This window comes from Bradyrhizobium japonicum USDA 6, from assembly GCF_000284375.1.
Taxonomy (GTDB): Bacteria; Pseudomonadota; Alphaproteobacteria; order Rhizobiales; family Xanthobacteraceae; genus Bradyrhizobium; species Bradyrhizobium japonicum.
Genome location: NC_017249.1, coordinates 8,678,596 through 8,703,325 on the forward strand (window position 1 = coordinate 8,678,596; position 24,730 = coordinate 8,703,325).

Genomic DNA, 24,730 nt, shown 5'->3' on the forward strand with positions numbered 1-24,730 from the left:
TTCGCGGGGAATGACACCGGTGTGTGGGGTCTCGCACACCTCGCCTTGACATTTTGACAAACCTTTGGGGGTCTTCTCACGGCCTCCTTTTTGGGGCTAATAGGCCCTGAAAGCCGCCCCCTATGGGCGCATTTTGCTGCTGTCGGGTCAAAAGCAGCCAAAAAACAGCCATTTCCAACAAGAAAGCCCATCATGAAACGCGTCGACGCCCACGGATTGAAGATCGCTCCCGTCCTTTTCGATTTCATCGCCAAGGAAGCCGCCCCGAAAACGGGGATCGCGCCGGACGCGTTCTGGGCCGGGGTCGCCGCCATCGTCAAGGAGCTGGGGCCGAAGAACCGCGCGCTGCTGGCGGTGCGGGACACGCTGCAGGCCAAGATCGACGACTGGCACCGCGCCAACAAGGGCAAGGCGTTCGACCTCGACGCCTATACCGCCTTCCTGAAGGAGATCGGCTATCTCGTCCCCGAGCCGGCGACGCAGAAGGTCGAGACCGCCAATGTCGATGAGGAAATCGGCAAGATCTGCGGCCCGCAGCTCGTCGTCCCCCTCACCAATGCGCGCTACGCACTGAACGCGGCGAATGCGCGCTGGGGCTCGCTCTACGACGCCTTCTACGGTACCGACGCGATCCCGCACGACGCTGCCGAGAGCGGCAAGGGCTACAACAAGGCGCGCGGCGACAAGGTGATCGCGAAGGCCAAGGCATTCCTCGATGCCGCCGTGCCGCTCGCGACCGGCAGCCACACCGACGTCACCGCCTATGGCGTGGTCGCAGGCCAGCTCGCGGTGAAGCTGAAGAGCGGCAACGCCACCGCGCTGAAGAACGCGGATCAATTCGCGGGCTTCCAGGGTGATGCGGCCGCGCCGAGCGCCGTGCTGCTCGCCAACAACGGCTTGCACGTCGAGGTCAAGATCGACCGCAGCAGCACGATCGGCAAGGACGATCCCGCCGGCGTCGCCGACATGGTCATGGAGGCCGCGGTCTCGACCATCCTCGACATGGAGGACTCGGTCGCCGCGGTCGACGCCGAGGACAAGGTGCTGGTCTATCGCAACACGCTCGGCCTGATGAACGGTACGCTCTCGGCCGATTTCGAGAAGGGCGGCAAGACGCTGACCCGTTCGCTCAACGCCGACCGCAGCTACAAGACGCCTGACGGCAAGGGCGAGGTCAAGCTGCACGGCCGCAGCCTGCTCTTGATGCGCAATTGCGGTCACCACATGTTCACCGACGCGGTGCTGGACGACAAGGGCGAGGAAGTCCCGGAAGGCCTGCTCGACGCCGCCGTCTCCGGCCTGCTTGCGATCCACGACCTCAAGGGCAACGCCAAGGTCAAGAACAGCCGCACCGGATCTGCCTATATCGTCAAGCCGAAGATGCACGGTCCGGACGAGGTCTCGCTGGCCTGCGAGATCTTTGACCGCGTCGAGAAGATGCTGGGCCTGCCGGAGAATACGCTCAAGGTCGGCATCATGGACGAGGAGCGGCGCACCACCGTCAACCTCAAGGCCTGCATCCAGCGCGCCTCCAAGCGCATCATGTTCATCAACACCGGCTTCCTCGATCGCACCGGCGACGAGATCCACACCTCGATGGAAGCGGGCCCGATGATCCGCAAGAACGAGATGAAGGCGCAGGCCTGGATCAAGGCCTATGAGGACTGGAACGTCGACATGGGCCTGATCGACGGCCTGCCCGGCCATGCCCAGATCGGCAAGGGCATGTGGGCGGCGCCCGACAAGATGGCGGACATGCTGCAACAGAAGCTCGCGCATCCGCAGGCCGGCGCCACCACCGCCTGGGTGCCCTCGCCGACCGCTGCGACGCTGCACGCCCTGCACTATCACCAGGTCAACGTCACCGCGCGCCAGCAGGAGCTCACCAAGGGCGGCCCGCGCGCAAAGCTCTCCGACATCCTCACCATCCCGGTGTCGAAGTCGAACTGGGCGCCCGACGACGTCAAGCAAGAGATCGACAACAACTGCCAGGGCATTCTGGGCTATGTCGTGCGCTGGATCGACCAGGGCGTCGGCTGCTCCAAGGTGCCCGATATCCACGATGTCGGCCTGATGGAAGACCGCGCCACCTTGCGCATCTCCAGCCAGCATCTCGCCAACTGGCTGCACCAGGGCGTGATCACCGAGGCGCAGGTGATGGAATCGCTCAAGCGCATGGCCGTCGTGGTCGACAAGCAGAACGCCGGCGATGCGATCTACAAGCCGATGGCGCCCGCCTTCGACGGTGTCGCGTTCAAGGCGGCCTGCGACCTGATCTTCAAGGGACGCGAACAGCCGAACGGCTACACCGAGTACATCCTCACTGCCCGCCGCCGCGAGGCCAAGGCTGTGGGCTAAAGCCCGATCATTCAAACACCAAAGCCCCGGCTCGCGCCGGGGCTTTTTGTTTTCGGGCCGTAGCCCGGATGGAGCGAAGCGCAATCCGGCGTTGCTTGGGGCAGGCCCCCGGATTTCGCTGCGCTTCATCCGGGCTACGCGTCCCACCCCGCTAAAACACCGTCAGATATTTCAGCAGCGACACCACGCCGATGATGATGACGACCACACGCGCGATCTGCTTGGCGCGACCGTCCATGGGCAGCATGTTGATGAGATAGAGCACGAGAATGACGACGAGAAAGGTGACGAGTACGCCGACCAGCATCGCAGGGACCCCCTTCAGGCAAATTGTCTGACGGTGTTCTAACGCCCATCTCCCGCGCAGGTTCCATTACGGCAACTCACTGCAACTTCTAGTAAATACGTACTTCTACGATCAGGCGGCCTGCCTAAAACTTTACCCTTTTCGTTTCAGATGCAGAAACCGTTTGGGTCATGCGCCGCAGACGGCATGCGATTGCCGATCTGCGTGCCCCTCCGTTTTCGATGTTGCCGGGGCGTCTCGACGAACTTTGCAATGGAAATTTAGGGGGGCTTCGATGCTGAATCGTCTGACCGTGTCCGCGCTGCTGAAGGCGGTGATCGCCATCACGTCGGTCTGTGTGGTGATTGCGCTCTCGCTCACCGCCTACGCCTCCTGGGACCGCCTCAAGACCGCCAACCGCATCTCGCAGATTGCCGACGCCTCCGCCGATCTGTTCAAGGCGATGCACAATCTGCGCACCGACCGCTCGACCACGTCGCGGCTGCTGAACGCGACCGAGCCGATGGATTCCGAGATCGAGAGATACCTGCGCGCGCTGCGTGATGCGCAGATGCCGGCAATGGCCCGCGCGCTCGAGCTGCTGCCGAGCATCGACTTCCCGCAATCCGGCTCGCTGATTCCGGAACTCGCGCGCCTCAACAAACTCCTGATCGAAGAGCAGAAGCAGTTCTGGGAGGACGTGGCCAAGCCCAAGGATCAGCGCCGCGCCGGCCTGACCAAGGAATACATGGAGACGACGCAGGGCCTGCTCGATACGCTCGACAAGCTGTCGAACACGCTGGCTGCCACCGTCAACCATCAGGACGCCGTGATCGACCAGCTGCTGTCGGTCAAGCAGAATGCCTGGCTGTTGCGCAACACCGCAGGCGAGGCCTCACTGATCGTCTCGACCGGGCTTGCGGCCGGCAAGATCACGCCGGAGGGCCGCTACAACTATACCCAATTTGTCGGCGGTACGGCCGCGATGTGGAAAGCGCTGGAATTGTCGACCTCGGGCATGCAATTGCCGCCCGCGCTCGCATCCGCCATGACGGCGGCCAAGACCGCTTACTTCGAGCCGCAATATCTCACCTTGCGCGACCGTCTCGCGGACACGCTCGCCAAGGGCGAAAAGGCCGAGATGACCGCCAACCAGTGGAGCCCGCTCACGGTCGGCCGCATGGCCAGCGCGGTCGCGGTGGCGGAAGCCGCCCTCGACGCCGCCCGGGCCTATACGCTGGATCAGCGCGGCGCAGCGCAGCGCGCGCTGATCGTGCAGCTCACATTGCTGGCGCTCGCCATTGGCCTCGCCGCCGGCGCGGTCACGCTGGTCAGCCGCCGCGTCATCCATCCCCTCAACACCATCCGCGACGCCATGCTCAAGGTCGCCGGCGGCGACCTCGCCGTCGACACCGGCTATCTCGACCGCCAGGACGAGATCGGCGCGCTTGCCGGCGCGCTGGAAACCTTCAAGAAGCAGGCGACCGAGAAGCTCAAGATCGAGGCGCAGGAGCGCGAGCGCAATGTCGGCGCGGCCGCGCGCCAGCGCGCGGTCGAGACCTATGTCGGCGAGTTCGAGGGGGCGGTGCGCAAGACGCTGGGCGAACTGAGCGAAGCGTCCGGCGAGATGCGCAAGACCTCGGGCGACCTGTCCGCCGTGTCGCGCCAGACCAACGACCGCGTCCAGGTCGCCGGCAAGGCCTCCAACGATGCCTCCATGAGCGTCGACAGCGTCGCCGCCGCGGCCGAGGAGCTCTCCGCCTCGATCAACGACATCAGCCAGCAGGCGGCGCACGCCGCAGGCATTGCCAGCCGCGCCGTCAACCAGGCCCGCGAAACCGACGGCACGGTGCAAGGGCTGGCGCAGTCCGCAGGACGCATCGGCGAGGTCGTCGGCCTGATCAACACCATCGCGGCGCAGACCAACCTGCTCGCGCTCAACGCCACGATCGAGGCCGCACGTGCGGGCGAAGCCGGGCGCGGTTTCGCGGTCGTCGCCTCCGAGGTGAAATCGCTGGCCAGCCAGACCGCAAAAGCCACCGAGGAAATCTCCGGGCAGATCGCCGACATCCAGAGGGTGGCGAGCGACGCCATCAACGCGATCCAGACCATCGGCGGCATCATCGGCGAGGTCAACGAGGTCGCCACCGCGATCGCCGCCGCCGTGCAGGAACAGGGCGCGGCGACCCAGGAGATCACGCGCAGCACGCAATTTGCGGCGCAGGGCACCAGGAACGTGTCGGACAACATCACCGGCGTGAAGGCCGACGCGGATGCTGCCGCCGGTGCGGCGGACAACGTCAAGCAGGCCTCGGAAACGCTGGAGACGCAGAGCCGCCAGCTCGGCCAGCAGGTCAGCGACTTCCTGGGGAAGATCCGCGCGGCTTAACGCTGCTGCGGGTTGGGAAGAAAGCCGCCACTACAAATCCAGTGTCGTCCCCGCGAACGCGGGGACCTCTACTCCTTCGCGACCACCGGCACTTGGCGGAATCTGGCGCGCACCGATTCCGGCAGCGGCGAAAAATTCATCGCGACGCCGCGGCGGTCATTGGCGTTGCGGTTGGCGACCACCAGGCCATCGCTGCCCGCGACGATGTCACCCTTGCGCAAGGTCGGATCGTCCTCGACCTTGACCTGGGCGAGTCCCACCGGATCCTTGCCGTTGCACGTGCAGCCCGCAACGATCTCGTTGCGGAAGCGGAACGCATTGGGCAGGTCGGAATAGGATTTTCCCTTGTCCGTGGTGGCGTCGTCGATATTGCTGCCATAGACCAGCGAGGTTTCGGACGTCGGGCAGAAGCTCTTGCAGGACTGCGCCTTGCTTTCGGCGTCGTTTCCTTGCGCCGGGAAATAGCGGCCATCGCAACCGCGCACGCAATAGGCAGTGCCGCCGCCATACGAGGCCCGCTGGCGCGGCGTGTCGTAGCGCGGCATGTCATCGGTCGGGAACGGCATGCGGATCTCCGGCGCGGAGCGCACGCGGAAGCCGCCGAACAGCGCCGAGAAGAAATCTTCCGCATGCGCCGACGGCGTCAACGCGAGGCCGAGCACGGCGACGGCGAAGCACGCCGCCGCGCCACCGACCAGTTTGCCGATCGAACGTCTCTTCATATGACCTCGCTCAACTCTCAGTTCACTGCCGACGTCGCGATGTTCAGCGCCTGCCGTCCCGAAGGCAGCGTCGTCACCGGCGGGCGCTTGCGTACGGCGTCGCCGCCCTTGTCGTACCCCTTCGCCATCAGCGGGGCGTTCTTCGGCAGCACCACCACCTTGGCGCCGACATTGACGCGACTGAACAGGTCCGTGACGTCCTCGTTGGTCATGCGAATGCAACCGGAGGACACGAACTTGCCGATCGTGGTGGGATCGTTGGTTCCGTGGATGCGGTATTCGCTCGAGCCGAGATACATCGCGCGTGCACCGAGCGGATTGCCGGGTCCGCCGGCGACGAAGCGCGGCAAATAAGGCTGACGCGCGATCATCTCGGCCGGCGGATGCCAGTCCGGCCATTCGGCCTTCCGGCTGACGCTCTGGACGCCGGCCCAGGTGAAACCTTCGCGGCCGACGCCGACGCCGTAACGGATCGCGCGGCCATTGCCGAGCACGTAATAGAGATAGGTGTTGCCGGTATCGATGACGATGGTCCCGGCCGGCTCGTTCCTGTCGAAGCTGACGATCTGCTTGCGCAGCCGGTCGGGCAAGGCGGCATCCTCGTCGGCGGCCTGCGGCGCTGCGTTGACGTAACCCCGCGAATAGGTCGGGTCCTGCGGATATCCCTGCGGCTGCATCGGCGCGTAGCCGAGCATCTGGGCCTGTGCCGCGAAGGGCACGGTCAGCAATGCTGTCGCGAAGCCAATGGCGGTGGCGGCGCGCAGCGAGAAGCGGCGACGGACTGGAGAGAACCTTGTCATGTGCTGCCCCGTTCGATGTGTGCATCAGGGTGATGCGGCTTCCCAACAAACGCAGCTGGACCGACTCAAGTTCCACCGCTCGCTGCGGCGGCGACGTCACAGTCAAGCGAGCAAAACTTCACGAAACCGCGATGGAACCGGAAGGTCCGCCCGGACGTTTTACTGCCAACAATGGGCGCGCGGAGGCTTCCGTGCGGGAGAGAGATCGTGCGCGTCCTTCCCACCGAACGTCTGATTTCCGGCAACAACGAGGGCGACCCGCTTCCCGACAGCCGTGTCGAGCTGCCGCCGGTGATCCGCCGCACCGAGTTCGTCGCCTTTGCGCTCGCCGGGCTGTTTCTGATTGCCGTCGTCGCGGTGCTCTATGTCGCCAGGGCGTTCTTCCTCCCGGTCGTGATGGCTGTCGTTGCCGGCACCATGTTGTCGCCGGCCGCCAGCTTTCTCGAGCGGCGGCATGTGCCGCGCGCCCTCGGCGCCGTGCTGATCGTGATCGCGGTGACGACGGTGGTCGCCTTCGTCGTCGCGCTGATTGCCGTGCCAGCGATGGAGTGGAGCTCGCGCCTGCCGGAATTGGGCGCGCAGTTGAAGGAGAAGATGCACGTCTTCGACCGGCCGCTGGCGCTGTGGAAGGAGTTGCAGACAATGGTGGGCGGCTCAGAGGGGCTGCCAAGCCTTCCGCTGCCGAAAGCCGAATGGGTGCAACCGACGCTGGAATTCCTGTCGCCGACCTTCGCCGAATTTCTGCTGTTCTTCGCCACGCTGATCCTGTTCATCGCAAGCTGGCGGGACCTGCGGCGGGCGCTGATCATGAATTTCGGCGATCGCGACGCGCGGCTGCGCACGCTGCGGATCCTCAACGAGATCGAGGTCCATCTCGGCAACTATCTTTTGACGGTGACGCTGATCAATGTCGGCGTGGGCATCGCAACCGGGATCATCTGCGCCATCACCGGCATGCCCAATCCGGCCGGGCTCGGCGCGCTTGCGGCTGCACTCAACTTCATCCCGATCATCGGGCCGGTCGCGATGTTCGTCATTCTGGTCGTGGTGGGGCTCGTCGCCTTTCCGACGATCGGCGGCGGACTGATGGCGGGGCTCGCCTTCGGCGGCATCACCTTCCTGGAAGGACACTTCGTCACGCCGACCATCATCGGGCGCAGGCTTTCCCTGAACGCGCTTGCCGTCTTCATCGCGCTGGCCTTCTGGACCTGGCTGTGGGGGCCGATGGGCGCATTCCTGTCGTCGCCGCTTCTGATCGTCGGGCTGATCCTGAAGGAGCACCTGCTGCCGGAGAATTCGCCGCAGCTGCCGCAGGCATGACCGGTTTCCCCGAACGGAACTTACCCGGGCACGAAACGTTTTCCGCCTATCTCAGCCGCCAACAGCTTTGGAGCTCCTGATGTCAATGACCAATGGCGAAACCGGGATGAGAGACTGGACCGACAAAGCCACCAGAGAACGCCTCGAGAAGGATGTAGCAGCCGTGAAAAGCGATATCGCCGCCCTCACCGATCAGATCACCGACGCGCTCAACACCTTTGCCAATTCCACCAGCAAGCAGGCCCGCCGCGGCTATCGCCAAGCCCGCGAGAGCGTGGATTCCGCGGTCGACGACATGTCGGATCGCGGCAGCGCCATGATGGAAGCTGCGCAAGACGCCTACGGCTCGATCGAGGAAACGCTGGAAGACGCCATCACGCAGCGGCCGCTCGCGACCGTCGGGCTCGCGCTCGGCATCGGCTTCCTGATCGGCGTCGCCTGGCGCCGGTAGCGTGGGCGCAGGACCTTGACGTTACGGCGGCGCCGTCGCGCCGTCGCTGCCGGCTTGCGGGGATCTGAGGAGCAAGGCCATGTTACAGCGCATCATCGACGGCATCAGCGCATCGACGGGCACGACCGTCCGCCTGACATCGCTCGCCGCGGGCGCGGCACTCGCGCTCTTCATCACCACGGGCTTTCTCTGCGCCGCCGCCTTCATCTCGGTCCTTCAGACCTACGGACCGGTGCAGGCCTGCCTCGCCGGCGCCGGCATCTTCTTCCTGCTGACGCTTGCCGCGGCGGGGAGCTATTGGGGCTACAAGCGGGAGATGCGGAAGCGCGCCCGGATCGCCGCCGAGCGCGCCGCGAAGTCGGCCGCTTCGAGCATGCTCGCCGACCCCATGCTGCTCGCGACGGGCCTCCAGATCGCTCGCGCTATCGGAATCAAGCGGCTACTGCCGATCCTGGCAATCGGCGGCGTCGCCCTTGGAATCATGGCGAGCCGTGCCGGCGCATCCGACGAGGCCTCGGCCGAACCGGCCGAATAATGGTCGAATATCCCGGACTTGCTGCATCAGTCCCGGTTGCGGACGATGCAGAGTGCTGCGACCGCGAGCGGAATGGTCAACGCGCTCCAGGACAGGGGTAGCCAGATCCCGGTCTGGCCAATCAAGGCCGCCAGCAGGCCGAATACGCTCAGGACAGCAAGCAGTGCCGGCCAGCGCCAGATCAAGGCGAGCGAGCGGCGACCGGTCATTCGGCACCGCCCGGCGATGGCAGCGGCATCGCCGCCGGGCTCAGCTTCGCGGCCGGCGATCGCGCAAACCAGAGATACAAGCCGCTGCCGAGCACGAAAATCGTCACGAGGTCCAGCAACACCCAGATGATCTTCAGCGGCATGCCGCCATAGTCGCCGAAATGCAGGGGGCGCGAAAGCTCCAGCGCACGGAGATACCAGGGCATGGTCACCGCCGAGATCAGAGCGCCGCTTCTGGCGTCGACCAGCACCGGGCTGAACAACCGCGATGTCAGCGGTTCCTTGCCCTTGGTCCAGACCACGTAATGATGGGGCGAGCCGAACGGCGCGCCAGGAAATACGACGCTGGTCGTGGTCATCTCGGGGAAAGCCGCCTTCACCGTGTCATAGGCAGTCTGCGGCGAGGACAGTTCGGAGGTCTGCGGCACCGGTTTGCCTTGCAGCGGCGCCAGCATCGCGCGCACGTCGGTCTGCTGCCACAACGCGAATAATGGCGTCGAGAGCTCGTTGATCACTCCGGTAGCGCCGACCACCAGTGCCCAGCCGAGCGTGACCACGCCGAGCAGATTGTGCAGGTCGAGCCATTTCAGCCGACGTGATCGGGCCGCACGCACGGTGCCGAAATCCAGCTTGCGCATGAACGGCCCGTAGATAGCGATCCCCGATACGATCGCCGCGATGAACAGCAGAGCCATCGCACCGAGGAACAGTTCGCCCGCAAGTCCTGCGAACAGATCCCGGTGCAGCGACAGCATCAATTGCAGGAAGGTGAGCCCGTCCTCGCCGAACGGCTTGGTCTGCTTCAGCACGTCGCCAGTGTGGGCGTCGAACCGGATCGAGTGAATCGCCCGGCGGTTGGCCTTGAACGCCTCCCAGGAGCTCGCCATGAACACCATGATCTTGGGTTCGTCGTCGTCGACGAACACCGAGATGATGGTCTCGCCGGGATACATCTTCCGGCTGGCCTCGACGACCCGGTCGAGACTAACATTCGGCGTGCCTTCTGCTACCCGCGCATAGGGCAGGGCGTCGTCGAGCAGGCCGTCGATCTCGTCCCGCAACACCAGCGGCAGGCCGGTGATGCAGATCAGGAGCAGGAACAGCGTGCAGATCAGGCTCGACCATTTGTGCACGAAGAGCCAGCGCCGCAGCGCGGGCTTTCCTGGAGATCGCCCGCTCGCTCATCCCCGCTCCTCTACCAGTGGTAGCGCAGCGTCGCAATCACGTTGCGGCGGAGGCCGTAGTAGCAGCCGATGTCTTGGCAAAGCGTGACGTAAGTCTTGTCGAAGATGTTCGTGGCATTGATCTGCGCCGAATAGCCCTTGAACATCGGCCCCAACGCGGAGAAGTCATAGTGAATCGCCGCATCGAACAGCGTGACGTCGGGGACATAGAACGTGTTCGCAGTGTTACCCGCGGTCTCGCCGATATAGCGCACGCCGCCGGACAGACCAAAGCCGTCGAGCGGGCCGCCATGAAAAGTGTAATCGGCCCAAGCTGATGCCGAATTCATCGGGGCAATGACCGGGTGTTTGCCGAGCTGGCTTGGCGTGTTGGTCCGCGTCACGATGTTGTCGAGATAGGTGTAGGACGCCAGCACGGTCAGCTCACGGCTGATCTCGGTCTTGGCCTCCAGCTCGATGCCGCGCGAACGGATTTCGCCGGTCTGCACGCGCGAGCCCGGAGGATGGGTCGGATCCGTGTCCGGGGTCAGCACGTTCTGCTGGATCAGGTTGAACGCGGCGAGCGTGTAGAGCGAGTTTGCGCTGGGCTGGTACTTGATGCCCACTTCTTCCTGCTGGCCGGTTGTCGGCGCAAAGGGGCGAAGAAGGGCATCCGTGCCGGCGGTCGGCTGGAACGACTCGGTGTACTGGATGTAGGGCGCGATCCCGTTGTCGAACTTGTAGAGCAGTGCGCCGCGCTTGGTGACCGCCGCGTCGGACTTTGGTGCGGTCGAGGTGGTCCCGCTCGCGTAAGTCAGCGTATCCGTGCTGGACTGCGCCCGATCATGACGGATACCGAGCAGCGCGACCCAGCGATCGAATTTGATCTGATCCTGCGCATAGACGCCGAGTTGCTCGATCGTCTGCCGGACATTCGTCGTATTGGGCACCGGACCGAACGGCACGCCATAGACCGGATTGAACGCGTTGATCGGCGGCGCGACCAGGAGCTGGCCGTTGAGCCGCTTGTCGACGGCGTTGGTGTAATCAAGACCCGCGAGCACGGTGTGCTCGAACGGACCGGCGTTGAATCTGGTCTCGAGCTGGTTGTCGACGTTGATCGAGCGGATGGATTCCAGCGTCGTGAAGGCAGCGCGCTTGAGGTTGGTCGGATCTGTCTGGCTGCCGTTGGGGGACACCACCGCGAAATCGGTGCTGAGGTCCATGTAACGCAGGTTCTGTCGCACCTTGACGTTATTGTTGAAGCTGTGTTCGAGCAAATAGCCGACTGTGCCGACTGTGCGGTCGGTCTTGTCGAAATTCGGCTCGCCCGAATAGAAACTCGTCGGGATATAGCTGCCCTTGTAGGGCGTGATGGTGCCGATGCCGCTCGGCAGGAGCTGGTTGTAGAAGCCGGCCTTGGGATCGCGTTGATAGGTGCCGAGCACCGTCAGCGTGGTCTGGTTGTCCGGCCGCCAGGTCAGCGACGGCGCGATCGAGATGCGCTGGTAGTCGGCGTGATCGACCTGGCTGCCCACATCGAAGCCGGACGCGGTGAAGCGGTAGAGAAACTCCTTGTTCTTGTCGATTGGACCGGAAAGGTCGACGCCCGCCTGGACGCGGCCATAGCTGCCGGTCGACACGAACATCTCGTGATAGGGCTCCAGCGTCGGACGCTTGGAGACGAGATCGACGATGCCGCCCGGCGACGACTGACCGTAGAGAACGGAGGCCGGGCCATGCAGGATCTCGATACGTTCGAGATTGAAAGGCTCGACGATCGGATAGGCGAAGACGCCAAAATTTAGCAGCCGAAGCGAGTCTAGGTATTGGTCGGCCAGGAAGCCGCGAATGTAGATATTGTCGAAGCGCGCGTCGGCCCCCAGATTTTCGCTCCTCACACCCGACGTATAGCGCACCGCCTGCGCGATGCTTTGCGCGCCCTGGGCCTGGATCTGGTCCTGCGTCACGACGGAGATCGCAATCGGCGTTTCGATCAACGGCGCGTCGGTCTTGGTGCCGGTCGCGCTCCTCGTCGCGACCATCCCGTCGACATGGCCGAATGCCGATTCCTTATGGCCTCCCGCCGCTCCAGCCCCGACTGCGGGCGTTGCAGCGGCGCCGGCAGGTGCATTCGCGCGCGAGACCGCTCGCGCGCGCGCCGCGCTGCGGCTGCGCGCGGATGATGCATTGACGCGCTTCGGCGATGCACTGCTCTGGACGATCACCGGCGCGAGCTCGGTGCCCGCCCCGGCGGCCGAACCCGCCGTCGATGATTGGGCCGCCGCCCCTCCCGCAGTAACGATCAAAACAACTGAGCTGACGGCCCCCAAGAGCCGCCAGCGCCCCACTTCCAAAACGCCCACCGCAACTTCCCCAACTTCCAGCGACTGCGAATGGTTGCAGCCGGAACAAGGAGTTACCGCAGCGGTTCAAGGATCCGTGCTAGAAGTTTTGAAGTCTGGAGGTTTTCCATTTCCAAACTGGAAAAGCTCTGCAGCCGGGAGCAGATCGGTGCAGCAGCAACCGTGACCGATGGCGCAACGCGGTCACGGAGGTACCAGACCGAGAATTTCCGACCCGCGATCGCTGACCGCGGAGGCGCCGATTGCGAGCGCAAGACAGTCGTCTGCCTTTGCAGAAGTTGCGTCGTGGACGAGGCAAGCGAAGGCAAGCAAATGCAGCGGCCCGCCCTGCGCAACTTTACGCCAGTCGGGACAAACCGGTCTTGCTCACGCAAATGCTACTCGGATAGGCAAGCGGTTGCCGGTAAAAGCATCATCCTGATTCTCAAAGCTATTTTACTCAATGAAACCGTCCGTCAAGGCGAACCTCGCCGCATTCCATCACGATGCCAGATTGTATTTGACGCTCGGCATTGCCAACTGGTCGGTGTTCGTCGACCACATCCCGAACAACGTCGTCAATCTGCTGACGCTGCGAAATTTCGGCTTTAGCGGCGCCGCGGACCTGTTCGTGTTCGTGGTGGGTTATGGCGTCGCCATCATTCACGGCAGGATGGCGCTGGAGCGCGGCTACGTCGTCGCGGCGACGCGCATCTTTCGCCGCGTCTGGCGGCTCTACGCCGCCTATGTCGTGCTCTTCGTGATCTATATCGACACCATCGCCTATGTCGCCTCGCAATCGATGGCGCCGGAGATCATCCACGAATACAACATCTCCGGCATTCTCGAGCATCCGCTACGCATCCTGGTCCGCGGCCTCGTGCTCCAGGAGGAGCCGCTGAACCTCGACCTCCTGCAACTGATGATCCCGCTGATGGCGTTCTTTCCATTTGCGCTGTGGGGTTTGTTGCGGCGGCCGAACCTGACGCTGGCGGCATCGGTCGCGCTGTACGTTGCGGCGCGCTGGTTCGACTGGAATTTCCGGGTCTATCCGGACCAGGACTGGACCTTCAATCCGCTGTGCTGGCAGATGCTGATGGTCCTGGGCGGCTGGTTCGCCGTGACAGGCGCCTCCGGACGCGCGTTGCACAGCATGTCCTGGCTGCGGATCCTCGCGGGTGCCTATCTCATCTTCGCGATGGCCGTCACCTTGATGCGGCATTCGCCCGCGCTGTCCGTCTATTTGCCGGACGTCTTCGTCAACAGCATCGCGCCGACAGACAAGGAAAACCTCGCACCCTATCGCGTGGTTCATTTCCTCGCGCTCGCCTTCCTCGCGACCCACCTCATTCCAGCCGACCACCCCGGCTTGAAGTGGCGGCCGCTTCAGGCGGTGATCACATGCGGCGAGGAATGGCTCGCGGTGTTCTGCATTGCCGTGTTCCTGTCCTTCGCCGGCCATCTCATCCTGATCACTGGACCGAACCTCGTGGTGATGCAGATCGCGGTAAGCCTCGTCGGCTTCGCGGCGATGACGGCAGTGGCCTATTACATCTCCTGGTCGAGGCGGCAGGACCTGCCGGCCGCCCTGCGGCAGCAGGCCTAGAGCTCCGTTCCGATCTAATCGGAACGGGGTTCTAGATTCCTGTTTTGACGCGTTTTCTTCACGCGAACCGGTATCCACCTCGCTCGAAAACGCTCTAGCCAAATAATCGTGCGATTCTGCTAGGCCGAGACCTGTGGCTGCGCTAAGCGGGGAGCCTCTGCGTGAGGGGACCGGGCGTGGCGATGGCAAAGGGCGGGGGTGATGAGGCTGACAGCGCGCCCCGGCGCGGCCGGCCGCGATCGATCGAGACCACCAACGCCATTCTCGAAAGCGCCTATGCGCTGATGGCCGCCACCGGCCTTGCCGCCACCTCCATCGACGCCGTCGCACGACACTCCAGCGTCTCCAAGATGACGATCTACAAATGGTGGCCGTCGCGGGAAGCGCTGCTGATCGACGCCTTCCTTCATCATGCCGCGCAGATGCTGCCGTTGCCGCCTGCGAGCTCCGGCAGCCCCGCGGCGCGCGCACGCCGCCATGCCGCGGCCTATGCCGAGGCGCTCCAGGGCGAGTTCGGCAAGGTGCAACTCGCCGTCGTCTCCGAATGCATTTCCAAGACCGGCTCGGCGGAGCTGTTCTATGCCCGCTACCTGCAATTCCGCCGCGACGCACTGGTCGAGATGATCGCCGCGGGCCAGACGGATGGCAGCATCCTGGCGGAGGGAGCGCCCGAGGATCTCTACGACGCCATCTATGGCAGCCTGTTCTACCGCTACGTCTTCGGCATCGCACCGATCACGCCGGCCTACGCGCGCAATCTGGTCGACCTGGTGCTGCGGCCGAAGGGTTAGGGCATCATCCGGAAAAGTGCGAAGCGGTTTTCCGAAAAGATCATGCTCAAAACAACCATCTGAAGCGCGACCTCTATCGCACCGGCCTGACCGGCGCCGAGATCTTGTCGGTGCGGTCGCGCTCGGACATGTCGACCACCGTCTCCATCGGCGCCGTCAATTCATAGACGTAGGAGGCGTCGGTGAAGTAGCGCTTGGCGGTGCCGCCGAGCGCTTCGGGCGCAACACGGTCGAGCAGGATCAGACCGAAATCGGAATCCGGTCGGCGCGTCGCCTCGCTGGTGTTGAACTCCTCCCAGCGGAAATGGAAGACCTCATCGGTCCCCTCGCCCGTCACCGTCCAATTCGCGGTGATGTGCGGATGCTTTCCGACCAGCGACAGACCTTCGTCGGAGTGCGAGGCGAGCTCGAAGAACAGGAGCGACAGGCTCTGCGCGGCGCGTGCGCTGACCGCGATGTCAGGGCCGGTGACGGCGATGCGGTCGGCATGCGGGATGGCGCGCGCCTCGAACAGGCCCTTCAGCTTGACGCCCTGCCACTGGCTCTCGCTGAGCAGCGAGACCACGTTGGACATGGCGTGGATGCGGCCGATCAGCAGTTCACGCGCGACGTCGATGTCCGAGCCGTGGCGCAGCGTGCGCGTCACGATCGACTGGATCACCGCCAGGATGTTCTTGACCCGGTGGTTGAGCTCGTCGATGACGGCGGTCAGCCGGCGCTCGAAGCCGATCCGCACCTGGATTTCCCGGCTGAGCCGCAGATTGTTGTAGGCGACATAGCCGAACAGGCCGCACACCATCGCGGTGATGGCAAAACCGATCGCCGCCACGATGATCGCCGTCTGCTCGGCGCGCCGCGCCGAATTGGTCTTGGCGTAGTAGCCGAGATGCCAGTCGCGCCCGCCGAAGCTCACCGTTCGCGTCGCCGACGGCGCCGGCCCGTCCGCTGCCGTCATGCGTGACGAGACCACGCCCTGGTCGTTGGCAACGAGCTCGCCACCTTCCCTGCGCGGATCCTTCAGCGCGACCGAGAACAACGACATGTCGTCATTGGTCAGCATCAGGGAGGCGAGCTCGTAGGAAAATGTGACGAAGCCGGCCGGCTCGGTCGCGCCCTCGGGAATGACGGGCGCGGCCACGATGATGCCGATGGGCCCGCCGCCCCGCAGCAACTGAACCGGGTCTGAGGCGACCGACCTCTTCTCGACACGCGCACGCGTCAGCATGGCGCTGCGCACCTGATCCTGCTCGTAGCTGCGGCCGGGCAGCGCCTTGGTCTCGTTGCTGCGCGGCTCGAGGTCCATCAGCACGTCGATCGGCTGGGTGACCTTCGCAAGATCGATCGGCTTGTCGTCATAGGAGCGGATCTGCGGATTGGGGAAGCCGGCGCTCGCGATCGCGTCTTCCGCCGGCAGAAGCTCGTTCGGCTTCAGCCGGGCGACCCACCCGGCGACCACGAAATCGGTCTTGAAGGCGTAGATGGCCGAGCGCAGCGGCTCCAGCATGTTCGGCTTGATGACCGACGGGGCACGGAACAAGCCTGAGGCGACACGCGCGAGCAGCTCGCGCTCGGTCAGCCGGTCCTGGACCAGGCTCGCGTGGACGTCGATCGCGCGCGCCAGCGCGATCCGGTCCAGTGCCAGCTCCTGGTCGTGGACGCGATAGGCCGCGAGCCCGGAGAGCAGGGCTCCGAGCAGGGCGATGAAACCGATGATAAAACCCAGCCGGACCACTTCGACTACTCAGGCGAAAACAGCAGGTCGGCAACAAACACGGAGCATATCAACGCCGCTCGAACGGCCATGTGCCGAAACAGAGTGGACCCCAGTAACGGAGATAATGAAGGAGGAGGCATCAGTACGCAACTTCGGTCGCCTGAAAAGCTTAATTCGCCCGGCCGATGGTCTGGCCATGAAGGCTTTGCTCCAGGCACCGGAGGTAGTTAATCGCCGTGTCCGAAATTTGTTCCGCAGATGCGGCTTTTGCCCCAGAGGTTAACGCCGGAGAACGCCTGCGCCACGTCGTCGCGCCGTCAGCTTGCCCGTTTCAGGCCGCCTTTGGCCTCGATGAAGCCGACGATCTGGTCGAGCCCCTCGCTCTTTTTCAGGTTGGTCATGACGAAGGGGCGCGCGCCGCGCATGCGCCTGGCGTCCGTCTCCATCTTCTCCAGGGAGGCGCCGACATGGGGCGCGAGGTCGATCTTGTTGATGACCAGGAGGTCGGAGCGGGTGATGCCGGGGCCGCCCTTGGAGGGGATCTTGTCGCCGGCCGCCACGTCGATGACGTAGATGGTGAGGTCGGCGAGCTCCGGGGAGAAAGTGGCAGCCAGATTGTCGCCGCCGGACTCGATCAGCACGAGGTCGAGCCCGGGGAATTTTGCGCGCATGTCGGCGACCGCGGCCAGGTTCATCGAAGCGTCCTCGCGGATCGCGGTGTGCGGGCAGCCGCCGGTCTCGACGCCGGCGATGCGGTCCGGCGTCAGCGAGCCCGAGCGCACCAGGAATTCCGCATCCCATTTGGTGTAGATGTCGTTGGTGATCGCCGCGATGTCATAGCGCTCGCGCATGGTCTTGCAGAGCAGGTCCATCAGCGCGGTCTTGCCCGATCCGACCGGGCCGCCTATTCCGACGCGCAAGGGGCCGTGAGATTTCGACATGTCACTCGCTCTCTCTTGATGGGTTAGAGGCCGCACCGCTCACGAGCGAAACAGCCGCGTATATTGCGTCTCGTGCCGCAGGCTGGCGAGATCGGCGCGAAACGTCGCGCTGCCGAGATCGTCCAAGGTGGCATTCAACGCACGATTGGCGGTCGCGGCAACGGCGGCTTCCAGCTTCACCAGCACCCGCTGGCTGTCGGTCTGGCCGAGCGGAATGAGGCGGCTCGCCGCCGAAATCCAGTTCGAGACCAGCGCATGCAGAAAGGCGTGCAGCGTCGGCGCCAGCGGCACACCGTGCACCGCCGCGACCACGCCGACGGCGACAGGATAGATCAGTGCCGTGCGACATGCCGCAACCATGGCATCAAGCCCGTCGGCATCCCACGCGGCGCGGGAGATGTCGATGAAGGCGCGCCCCTGCGAGGTCGTCTCGAGCTGCCGCTCGCGCGACGGCACAAAGGCGGCGGCGAGCTCCGCGATATCGGCCAACGTGGTATCCTCGCCCAATTCAGTGGCGCGATGGGCGTGGACCAGGAACGTCGCATCGCAAAAGCCGGAGCCGTCGCCCAGCATGGCGTCGAGCCAGTCGGCCAGCGTCGCGATGTCGGTGATGTCGCCCGCCTCGACCGCCCATTCGATGCCGCTGGAATAGGAGAAGCCGCCGACCGGAAAGGCCGGCGACAGCCACGTCATCAGCCGGTACAGCGCCGCCGCCTCGCACTCGGCGAGGTCACCGGCACTCACCGGCTCATTTGTGGTCATGAGCATGCTTGTGGCCGTGGTGGTGGTCGGGGTGGTCGCAATGCTCGTCGTGGTGATGGTGGTGGCCATGATCATGCGCGGCATGATCGTGGTGGTCGTGACCATGATCATGGTGATGATGGTCGTGATCGTGATGCCCGTGATCGTGATGCCCGTGATTATCGTGACCATGCGCGTGGCCGCCGTCGGCGTAAGCGCCGCCCTCGGGATCGAACGGCGCCTCGATCTCGACGACGCGCGCACCGAGGCCTTTTACCATGGCCTCGATGACATGGTCGCGGCGGATGCGCAGGCTCTTGGCCATGATCTGCGTCGGCAAATGGCGATTGCCGAGGTGCCAGCCGACGCGAATGAGGTGGTGCGGATCGCGGCCGCGGATCTCCAGCAGCGGCTCGGGCGCCGCGACCACTTCGACCAGCCGGCCGTCCTCCAGCACCAACGCGTCACCGCCGCGCAGCGCGACGGCATTCTCCAGGTCGAGCAGGAATTCGAGGCCCCGCGTCCCCGTCATCGCCATGCGGCGGCGGTGCCGGTCGTCGAAATCGAGCACCACCGTATCCGCCGGCGTCTCCGTGAAGCCGTGCTGTCCCTTAACCTGCGTCGCCCGGATCATGCTTTTACCCCGTTACCGTGTCTCGACCTTCTCGGGCGTGATCACTTCAATCTTTGGCGGCGCCGTAAAACACTTCACCGCGACGCGGCCGAACGTCTTCATATGCTCCATGGCGCGATGCGGCACCAGCGCCTCGGCGCTCTCCCACTGCTCGACGAACACCATCTTGGCGGGATCGGTGACGCTCTCGTGCAAATCATAGGCGATATTGCCGGGCTCCTTCCGCGTCTCCTTGATGCAGGCGGTGGCGGCCGCAATGAATTCGGCGCGCGTCTCGGGCTTGATGGTCAAGGTGGCAACGACGTAAATCACGAGAAATCCTCCCGGCTTTTCTTCTAAGGTAAGATACCGGGCGGGACCTTAGACCAGGCGGGGTCGAACGCAAAACCGGAAAACCCGCCCCCCGGGCCTGCGCCGGGGGCATGCGTCCAGACGCTATTTCAGTACATGAAATATCGCTGCGCCATCGGCAGTACCTCGGCGGGCGCGCAGGTCAGCAGTTCGCCGTCGGCGCGCACCTCGTAGGTCTCGGGATCGACCTCGATATTGGGCGTGGCGTCGTTGTGGATCATGCTCTTCTTCGAGATCTTTCCGCGGGTGTTCTGCACCGCATAGAGCTTCTTGTCGATGCCGAGCTTTCGCGCGAGGCCGCCGGTGACGGCCGCCTTCGAGGTGAACACCACGGACGACGCGGTGCGCGCCTTGCCGAAGGCACCGAACATCGGCTGATAGTGCACCGGCTGCGGCGTCGGGATCGAGGCGTTGGGATCGCCCATGGGGGCGGCGACGATCGAGCCGCCCTTGATGATACAGTCCGGCTTGACGCCGAAGAAGGCCGGCGACCACAGCACGAGATCGGCGAGCTTGCCCTTCTCGACCGAGCCGATCAGTTTCGACACGCCGTGGGCGATCGCGGGATTGATCGTGTACTTGGCGATGTAGCGCTTGACGCGGAAATTGTCGTTGTCCTTGCCCTTGTCCTGGTCGAGCGACCCGCGCTGCTTCTTCATCTTGTCCGCGGTCTGCCAGGTCCGGATGATGACTTCACCAAGGCGGCCCATGGCCTGGGAGTCCGAGGAGATCATCGAGAGCGCGCCGAGATCGTGCAGGATATCCTCGGCCGCGATGGTCTCTTTGCGGATGCGGCTCTCGGCGAAGGCGAGGTCCTCGGCGATCGAGGGATCGAGGTGATGGCACACCATCAGCATGTCCAGATGCTCGTCGAGGGTGTTGCGGGTGAACGGCCGCGTCGGATTGGTCGAGGAAGGCAGCACGTTCTTCAGCCCCGCGACCTTGATGATATCAGGCGCATGCCCGCCGCCGGCGCCCTCGGTGTGAAAGGCATGGATGGTGCGGCCCTTGAATGCCTTGACCGTGTCCTCGACGAAGCCGGATTCGTTCAGCGTGTCGGTGTGGATCATCACCTGAATGTCGTAGTCGTCAGCCACCGACAGGCAGGTATCGATCGCCGCCGGCGTCGTGCCCCAGTCCTCGTGCAGCTTCAGCGCACAGGCGCCGGCCTTGATCATTTCGACCAGCGCGGCGGGGCGCGACGCGTTGCCCTTGCCGGAGATGCCGAGATTGACCGGGAACGCGTCGAACGACTGGATCATCCGCCCCATGTGCCACGGCCCCGGCGTGCAGGTGGTGGCGAACGTGCCGTGCGAGGGACCGGTGCCGCCACCGAGCATCGAGGTGACGCCGGACATCAGCGCGTGCTCGATCTGCTGCGGACAGATGAAATGGATGTGGCTGTCGAAGCCGCCGGCGGTCAGGATTTTCCCTTCGCCCGCGATCACGTCGGTGCCGGGGCCGACGATGATGGTGACGCCCGGCTGGATGTCGGGATTGCCGGCCTTGCCGATCGCGGAGATCATGCCGTCCTTGATCGCGACGTCGGCCTTCACGATGCCCCAGTGATCGACGATCAGCGCATTGGTGATGACGGTGTCGGCCGCGCCCTGCTTGTTGGTGACCTGCGACTGGCCCATGCCGTCACGGATCACCTTGCCGCCGCCGAACTTCACCTCCTCGCCATAGGTGGTGAAATCCTTCTCGACCTCGATGATGAGATCTGTATCTGCCAATCGCACCTTGTCGCCGGTGGTCGGGCCGAACATGTCGGCATAGACGGAACGCTTTATTTTGACGGACATCACAAGCCCCGTTTGCGTTTGAATTTTTTGTCGATGCTCACAGCGAGGCTCTCGCTCGTCGCACCACGTCGTCAAACATTTCGTCGAGATAGGCATTGCCGCCGCGGCAGCCCGCGACGACCTGCTCCGCCCAATCGGTGTACTCGATCAGATCGGCACGCTGCTCAGCTGTCGGGTTGGAACGAATGCGAGCCCCAATATTGCTGATCTTGTCGGCAATCTTGATTAGCTTGGCGTCGGCCGACTTTTTCGGCGCGTCGGCCACCTGTCGTCGCCAACGCTCGGCCTTTGGCAGACTCATATCGTCCGTGCATTCGATGACGAGTGAGGCGACACGATCAGAGAACCTCAACGAGAGCTCGTCAGTAGTCGTCTCAGTGTCCTCGAGCGCATCGTGCAGCCAGCCGGCTGCGACAAGTTCGGCATCCGCACCATTCGTTGCGACAGCAAGGAAGTTCGCGACTTCGGCAAGATGATTTGCGTAGGGCTCGTTGTCGCGCCCTTTACGCATCATGCTCTTATGCCGACGAGCAGCCACTTCGGCAGCTTCGGAAATGAACCGGACGGGCGGCCACATGCCTCACAGCTTCCCCATCACGTCGCCGCGGAAACCGTAGATCGTCTTCTTCCCGGCCACGGCGACGAGCTGGACGTCGCGGGTCTGGCCGGGTTCGAAGCGGACGGCGGTGCCGGCGGCGATGTCGAGGCGCATGCCACGGGCCTTCTTGCGATCGAATTTCAGCGCCGGGTTGGTCTCGAAGAAATGGTAGTGCGAGCCGACCTGGATCGGGCGGTCGCCGGTGTTGGCGACCGTCAGCGTCACGGTCTTGCGGCCGGCATTGAGCTCGATCTCGCCGTCCAGGATGAAGAGTTCGCCGGGGATCATGCTCTCGCTCCTATCTGATCGGCTCATGAACGGTGACGAGCTTGGTGCCGTCCGGAAAGGTCGCCTCGACCTGGATGTCGTGGATCATCTCGGGGATGCCTGGCATCACTTGATCGCGGGTGAGGACCTGCGCGCCGGATTGCATCAGCTCGGCGACGGTGCGGCCGTCGCGCGCGCCTTCGAGGATGAAGTCGGAGATGATCGCGATCGCCTCGGGATGGTTGAGCTTGACGCCGCGATCCAGCCGGCGGCGGGCGACGATCGCCGCCATCGAGATCAGGAGCTTGTCCTTTTCGCGGGGAGACAGGTTCATGCAGCATCTCTTCCGTTCAATGCATCAATTCAGCAGCCATCAACTCAGCCACAGCCGCGGCAACGCCGCGCCGGTCCGCGCCAGCACCGCCATCATGTCGGCACGCAAGCGCGCCGCATCTTGGGCACAGAACCGAGCCATTGCAAAGCCATTCCAGGCGGAGATTCCGACCTCGCCGGCGAATGGCTCCGTGGCCTCGCGGATACGCTCGATCAGCGGCTCGTCGCCGGGAACGATCAGCGCCGTGCCGATCGCGGCACCGCCCTTGGCCACCGCCGATCGCCCAAGTTTTGCACCGACATTGCCGTCGAGCCGGACGGTTTCGGCGAACACCAGCTTGCCACCACGACGCAGTCGCCAGCGATCAATGAACTCGCCCTGCTCCATCCGCTCGCCCATGGCGGTGCGGCCGAACACGACGATCTCGCAAAGCAGAAGCGAGGCGGCCTCGTCGAGCTCGATGTCGAAACGACGATGGACCCGGGCGCGATCGAACAGGATCGTCTCCTGGGGCAACCAGCCGAGATGCGCGCCTGCGGCGACCTTCAAGGCGATATTGAGCCGCGCCGCCGCTCCTGGCGCCCGATAGACCTTCTCGGCCGCCGCCGTGGTCAATGTCAGGCGCGCCCCCTGGCCTGCCGCGATCTCGATGTCAAAACGATCTCCGCCGGCAACGCCGCCGGCCGTGTTGACGAACACGCCGGAGAGCCCCTCGCCCTCCGGCGAGGGAAAGCGCACGCGCAGGGAGCCGGACTCATGCAAGACGCCCCGCCGCGTCACGCCATCGCGCGCATGGACGTCGAAGCGCACCGCGCCGCGGGCGCGGTTCGCCTCGAATACCGAAGATGTCGTCAAAGCGTCGCTGCGCATCCGCCTCCCCAGCCGGCCGCGGCAGAAATTTTTGGATTACAGCGCCATCTGGCGGCTGATTTCGGCCGGATCGAGATTGGATCGGTCGCAGGAGAATTTCACCGCGCCGCGATCCATCACGGCGAAACTGTCGCCGAGTTCGCAGGCAAAGTCGAGATATTGTTCGACCAGCACGATGGCGATGTTGCCGAGGTTACGCAGATACGAGATGGCGCGACCGATGTCCTTGATGATCGACGGCTGGATGCCCTCGGTCGGCTCGTCGAGCAGCAGCAATTTCGGCCGCATCACCAGCGCGCGGCCGATCGCGAGCTGCTGCTGCTGGCCGCCGGAGAGGTCGCCGCCGCGCCGGCCAAGCATGGATTGCAGCACCGGGAACAGCGAGAACACGTCGTCCGGGATGTGCCTGTCCTCGCGCTTGAGCGGACCGAAGCCGGTCTTGAGGTTCTCCTCGACCGTCAGAAGAGGAAATATCTCGCGGCCCTGCGGCACGAAGCCGATGCCTTTTCGCGCCCGCTCATAGGGTTTGAGCCCGGTAATGTCGCTGCCGTCGAGCACGATCGCGCCCGAGGAGATCGGATACTGGCCGACCATGGCGCGCAGGAGCGAGGTCTTGCCGACGCCGTTGCGCCCGAGCACGCAGGTGACCTTGCCAGGCTCTGCGGCGATGGAGACGCCGCGCAGCGCCTGCGCCGCGCCGTAGAACAGGTTGATGTCCTTGACCTCAAGCATCGCTCAGCGCCCCAGATAGACTTCGATGACCCGTTCGTTGGACGAGACCTGGTCGATGGTTCCTTCCGCAAGCACCGTGCCTTCATGCAGGCAGGTGACCTTGACACCGAGCTCGCGCACGAACGTCATGTCGTGCTCGACGACCATCACGGTATGGGTCTTGTTGATCTCTTTCAGCAGCTCGGCGGTGAGATGGGTCTCGACGTCGGTCATGCCCGCGACGGGCTCGTCGACGAGCAGCAGCTTCGGATCCTGCGCCAGCAGCATGCCGATCTCGAGCCACTGCTTCTGACCGTGGCTGAGGCTGCCGGCGAGGCGGTTGCGGGCATCGGTGAGGCGGATCGTCTCCAGCACCTTGTCGATGCGCTCAGACTCCGCCCTGCTACCGCGCCAGAACAGCGTGCCTTTGACGCTGTGGTCGACATTGAGCGCGAGCAGGAGGTTGTCCTGCACGGTCTGGCTCTCGAACACGGTCGGCTTCTGGAATTTCCTACCGATGCCGAGCTCAGCGATGCGGGTCTCGTCCAGACGCGTCAAATCGGTGACGCCGTCGAACAGCACCGTGCCCTCGTCGGGCTTGGTCTTGCCGGTGATGATGTCCATCATCGTGGTCTTGCCGGCGCCGTTCGGGCCGATGATGGCGCGCATCTCGCCGGGCGCGAGCGTCAGCGACAAATTGTTGATGGCGTGGAAGCCGTCGAACGAGACGTGCACGCCGTCGAGATAGAGCATCGCGGAGGTCGCGCGGGTATCCATCACGTTCATTGC

General features: G+C 64.4%; 25 protein-coding genes. 7 read left to right on the forward strand and 18 right to left on the reverse strand.

Annotated elements, in window-relative coordinates; all coding sequences use genetic code 11:
* The first annotated feature begins 192 nt into the window (after positions 1-192).
* Complete coding sequence (locus BJ6T_RS39965; RefSeq protein ID WP_014498194.1) at positions 193-2,358, forward strand: malate synthase G; 2,166 nt, start codon at positions 193-195, stop codon at positions 2,356-2,358.
* A 151-nt stretch (positions 2,359-2,509) separates the two neighbouring features.
* On the opposite strand, the gene BJ6T_RS46730 is transcribed toward BJ6T_RS39965, so the two are convergent.
* On the reverse strand, positions 2,510-2,665 hold the full coding sequence (locus BJ6T_RS46730) for a Thivi_2564 family membrane protein (RefSeq protein ID WP_011084288.1): 156 nt from the start codon (positions 2,663-2,665) through the stop codon (positions 2,510-2,512).
* Positions 2,666-2,939: 274 nt separating this feature from the next.
* On the opposite strand from BJ6T_RS46730, the gene BJ6T_RS39970 reads away from it, so the two are divergent.
* On the forward strand, positions 2,940-5,033 hold the full coding sequence (locus BJ6T_RS39970) for a methyl-accepting chemotaxis protein (RefSeq protein WP_028170316.1): 2,094 nt from the start codon (positions 2,940-2,942) through the stop codon (positions 5,031-5,033).
* Positions 5,034-5,101: 68 nt separating this feature from the next.
* Here the strand turns inward: BJ6T_RS39970 and BJ6T_RS39975 are convergent, their stop codons facing one another.
* Positions 5,102-5,755 carry a DUF2865 domain-containing protein gene (locus BJ6T_RS39975; protein ID WP_014498196.1) on the reverse strand — a complete coding sequence of 218 codons (654 nt, stop codon included), beginning with the start codon at positions 5,753-5,755 and terminating at the stop codon, positions 5,102-5,104.
* A gap of 17 nt (positions 5,756-5,772) precedes the next feature.
* Positions 5,773-6,555 carry a L,D-transpeptidase gene (locus BJ6T_RS39980; RefSeq protein ID WP_014498197.1) on the reverse strand — a complete coding sequence of 261 codons (783 nt, stop codon included), beginning with the start codon at positions 6,553-6,555 and terminating at the stop codon, positions 5,773-5,775.
* A 207-nt stretch (positions 6,556-6,762) separates the two neighbouring features.
* On the opposite strand from BJ6T_RS39980, the gene BJ6T_RS39985 reads away from it, so the two are divergent.
* From BJ6T_RS39985 to BJ6T_RS39995, 3 genes are all read left to right on the forward strand, one after another.
* Entirely contained in the window at positions 6,763-7,875 is a 1,113-nt protein-coding gene (locus BJ6T_RS39985) for an AI-2E family transporter (RefSeq protein ID WP_014498198.1), read from the forward strand.
* Between the two features lie 79 nt (positions 7,876-7,954).
* Positions 7,955-8,326, forward strand: a complete 372-nt coding sequence (locus tag BJ6T_RS39990; protein WP_028170317.1) for an ElaB/YgaM/YqjD family protein — start codon at positions 7,955-7,957, stop codon at positions 8,324-8,326.
* Between the two features lie 79 nt (positions 8,327-8,405).
* Entirely contained in the window at positions 8,406-8,861 is a 456-nt protein-coding gene (locus tag BJ6T_RS39995) for a hypothetical protein (protein ID WP_014498200.1), read from the forward strand.
* 26 nt (positions 8,862-8,887) lie between these two features.
* Here the strand turns inward: BJ6T_RS39995 and BJ6T_RS40000 are convergent, their stop codons facing one another.
* The 3 genes from BJ6T_RS40000 to BJ6T_RS40010 all read right to left on the reverse strand — a co-directional run bounded on the left by BJ6T_RS40000 (position 8,888) and on the right by BJ6T_RS40010 (position 12,599).
* A complete protein-coding gene (locus BJ6T_RS40000) occupies positions 8,888-9,070 on the reverse strand; it encodes a hypothetical protein (protein WP_014498201.1) in 183 nt (60 codons plus the stop codon).
* Positions 9,067-10,203 carry a PepSY-associated TM helix domain-containing protein gene (locus tag BJ6T_RS40005; RefSeq protein WP_014498202.1) on the reverse strand — a complete coding sequence of 379 codons (1,137 nt, stop codon included), beginning with the start codon at positions 10,201-10,203 and terminating at the stop codon, positions 9,067-9,069. The genes BJ6T_RS40000 and BJ6T_RS40005 overlap by 4 nt, the downstream gene beginning before the upstream one ends.
* Positions 10,204-10,265: 62 nt before the next feature.
* A complete protein-coding gene (locus BJ6T_RS40010) occupies positions 10,266-12,599 on the reverse strand; it encodes a TonB-dependent siderophore receptor (RefSeq protein WP_240537938.1) in 2,334 nt (777 codons plus the stop codon).
* Between the two features lie 442 nt (positions 12,600-13,041).
* Between BJ6T_RS40010 and BJ6T_RS40015 the strand changes: the two genes are divergently transcribed.
* Positions 13,042-14,184: an OpgC domain-containing protein gene (locus BJ6T_RS40015; protein WP_014498204.1), complete on the forward strand. Its 1,143-nt coding sequence runs from the start codon at positions 13,042-13,044 to the stop codon at positions 14,182-14,184.
* 182 nt (positions 14,185-14,366) lie between these two features.
* The gene (locus tag BJ6T_RS40020; RefSeq protein ID WP_038959396.1) at positions 14,367-14,975 is read left to right on the forward strand and encodes a TetR/AcrR family transcriptional regulator; all 609 of its coding nucleotides are present in this window, start codon (positions 14,367-14,369) and stop codon (positions 14,973-14,975) included.
* A gap of 73 nt (positions 14,976-15,048) precedes the next feature.
* Here BJ6T_RS40020 and BJ6T_RS40025 read toward each other — a convergent pair whose 3' ends face one another.
* From BJ6T_RS40025 to urtD, 12 genes are all read right to left on the reverse strand, one after another.
* The gene (locus tag BJ6T_RS40025; RefSeq protein ID WP_014498206.1) at positions 15,049-16,707 is read right to left on the reverse strand and encodes a CHASE domain-containing protein; all 1,659 of its coding nucleotides are present in this window, start codon (positions 16,705-16,707) and stop codon (positions 15,049-15,051) included.
* 299 nt (positions 16,708-17,006) lie between these two features.
* On the reverse strand, positions 17,007-17,630 hold the full coding sequence (gene ureG, locus BJ6T_RS40030) for an urease accessory protein UreG (RefSeq protein WP_014498207.1): 624 nt from the start codon (positions 17,628-17,630) through the stop codon (positions 17,007-17,009).
* A gap of 39 nt (positions 17,631-17,669) precedes the next feature.
* Positions 17,670-18,398 carry an urease accessory protein UreF gene (locus BJ6T_RS40035; protein ID WP_080593933.1) on the reverse strand — a complete coding sequence of 243 codons (729 nt, stop codon included), beginning with the start codon at positions 18,396-18,398 and terminating at the stop codon, positions 17,670-17,672.
* Entirely contained in the window at positions 18,379-19,005 is a 627-nt protein-coding gene (locus tag BJ6T_RS40040; RefSeq protein ID WP_014498209.1) for an urease accessory protein UreE, read from the reverse strand. The genes BJ6T_RS40035 and BJ6T_RS40040 overlap by 20 nt, the downstream gene beginning before the upstream one ends.
* Before the next feature lie 12 nt (positions 19,006-19,017).
* Positions 19,018-19,317, reverse strand: a complete 300-nt coding sequence (locus BJ6T_RS40045; RefSeq protein ID WP_014498210.1) for a putative quinol monooxygenase — start codon at positions 19,315-19,317, stop codon at positions 19,018-19,020.
* Between the two features lie 128 nt (positions 19,318-19,445).
* On the reverse strand, positions 19,446-21,161 hold the full coding sequence (ureC, locus tag BJ6T_RS40050) for an urease subunit alpha (protein WP_014498211.1): 1,716 nt from the start codon (positions 21,159-21,161) through the stop codon (positions 19,446-19,448).
* Positions 21,162-21,198: 37 nt separating this feature from the next.
* On the reverse strand, positions 21,199-21,738 hold the full coding sequence (locus tag BJ6T_RS40055; protein WP_014498212.1) for an HD domain-containing protein: 540 nt from the start codon (positions 21,736-21,738) through the stop codon (positions 21,199-21,201).
* A gap of 3 nt (positions 21,739-21,741) precedes the next feature.
* Complete coding sequence (locus BJ6T_RS40060) at positions 21,742-22,047, reverse strand: urease subunit beta (RefSeq protein ID WP_014498213.1); 306 nt, start codon at positions 22,045-22,047, stop codon at positions 21,742-21,744.
* A gap of 10 nt (positions 22,048-22,057) precedes the next feature.
* Positions 22,058-22,360 (reverse strand): urease subunit gamma, encoded by a 303-nt coding sequence (locus BJ6T_RS40065; protein ID WP_007605424.1) that lies wholly within the window; start codon positions 22,358-22,360, stop codon positions 22,058-22,060.
* 39 nt (positions 22,361-22,399) lie between these two features.
* Positions 22,400-23,230, reverse strand: a complete 831-nt coding sequence (locus tag BJ6T_RS40070; protein WP_014498214.1) for an urease accessory protein UreD — start codon at positions 23,228-23,230, stop codon at positions 22,400-22,402.
* 36 nt (positions 23,231-23,266) lie between these two features.
* Positions 23,267-23,962, reverse strand: coding sequence for an urea ABC transporter ATP-binding subunit UrtE (gene urtE, locus BJ6T_RS40075; protein WP_014498215.1), 696 nt, complete (start codon positions 23,960-23,962; stop codon positions 23,267-23,269).
* Between the two features lie 3 nt (positions 23,963-23,965).
* On the reverse strand, positions 23,966-24,727 hold the full coding sequence (urtD, locus tag BJ6T_RS40080; protein ID WP_014498216.1) for an urea ABC transporter ATP-binding protein UrtD: 762 nt from the start codon (positions 24,725-24,727) through the stop codon (positions 23,966-23,968).
* Between the last annotated feature and the right edge of the window lie 3 nt (positions 24,728-24,730).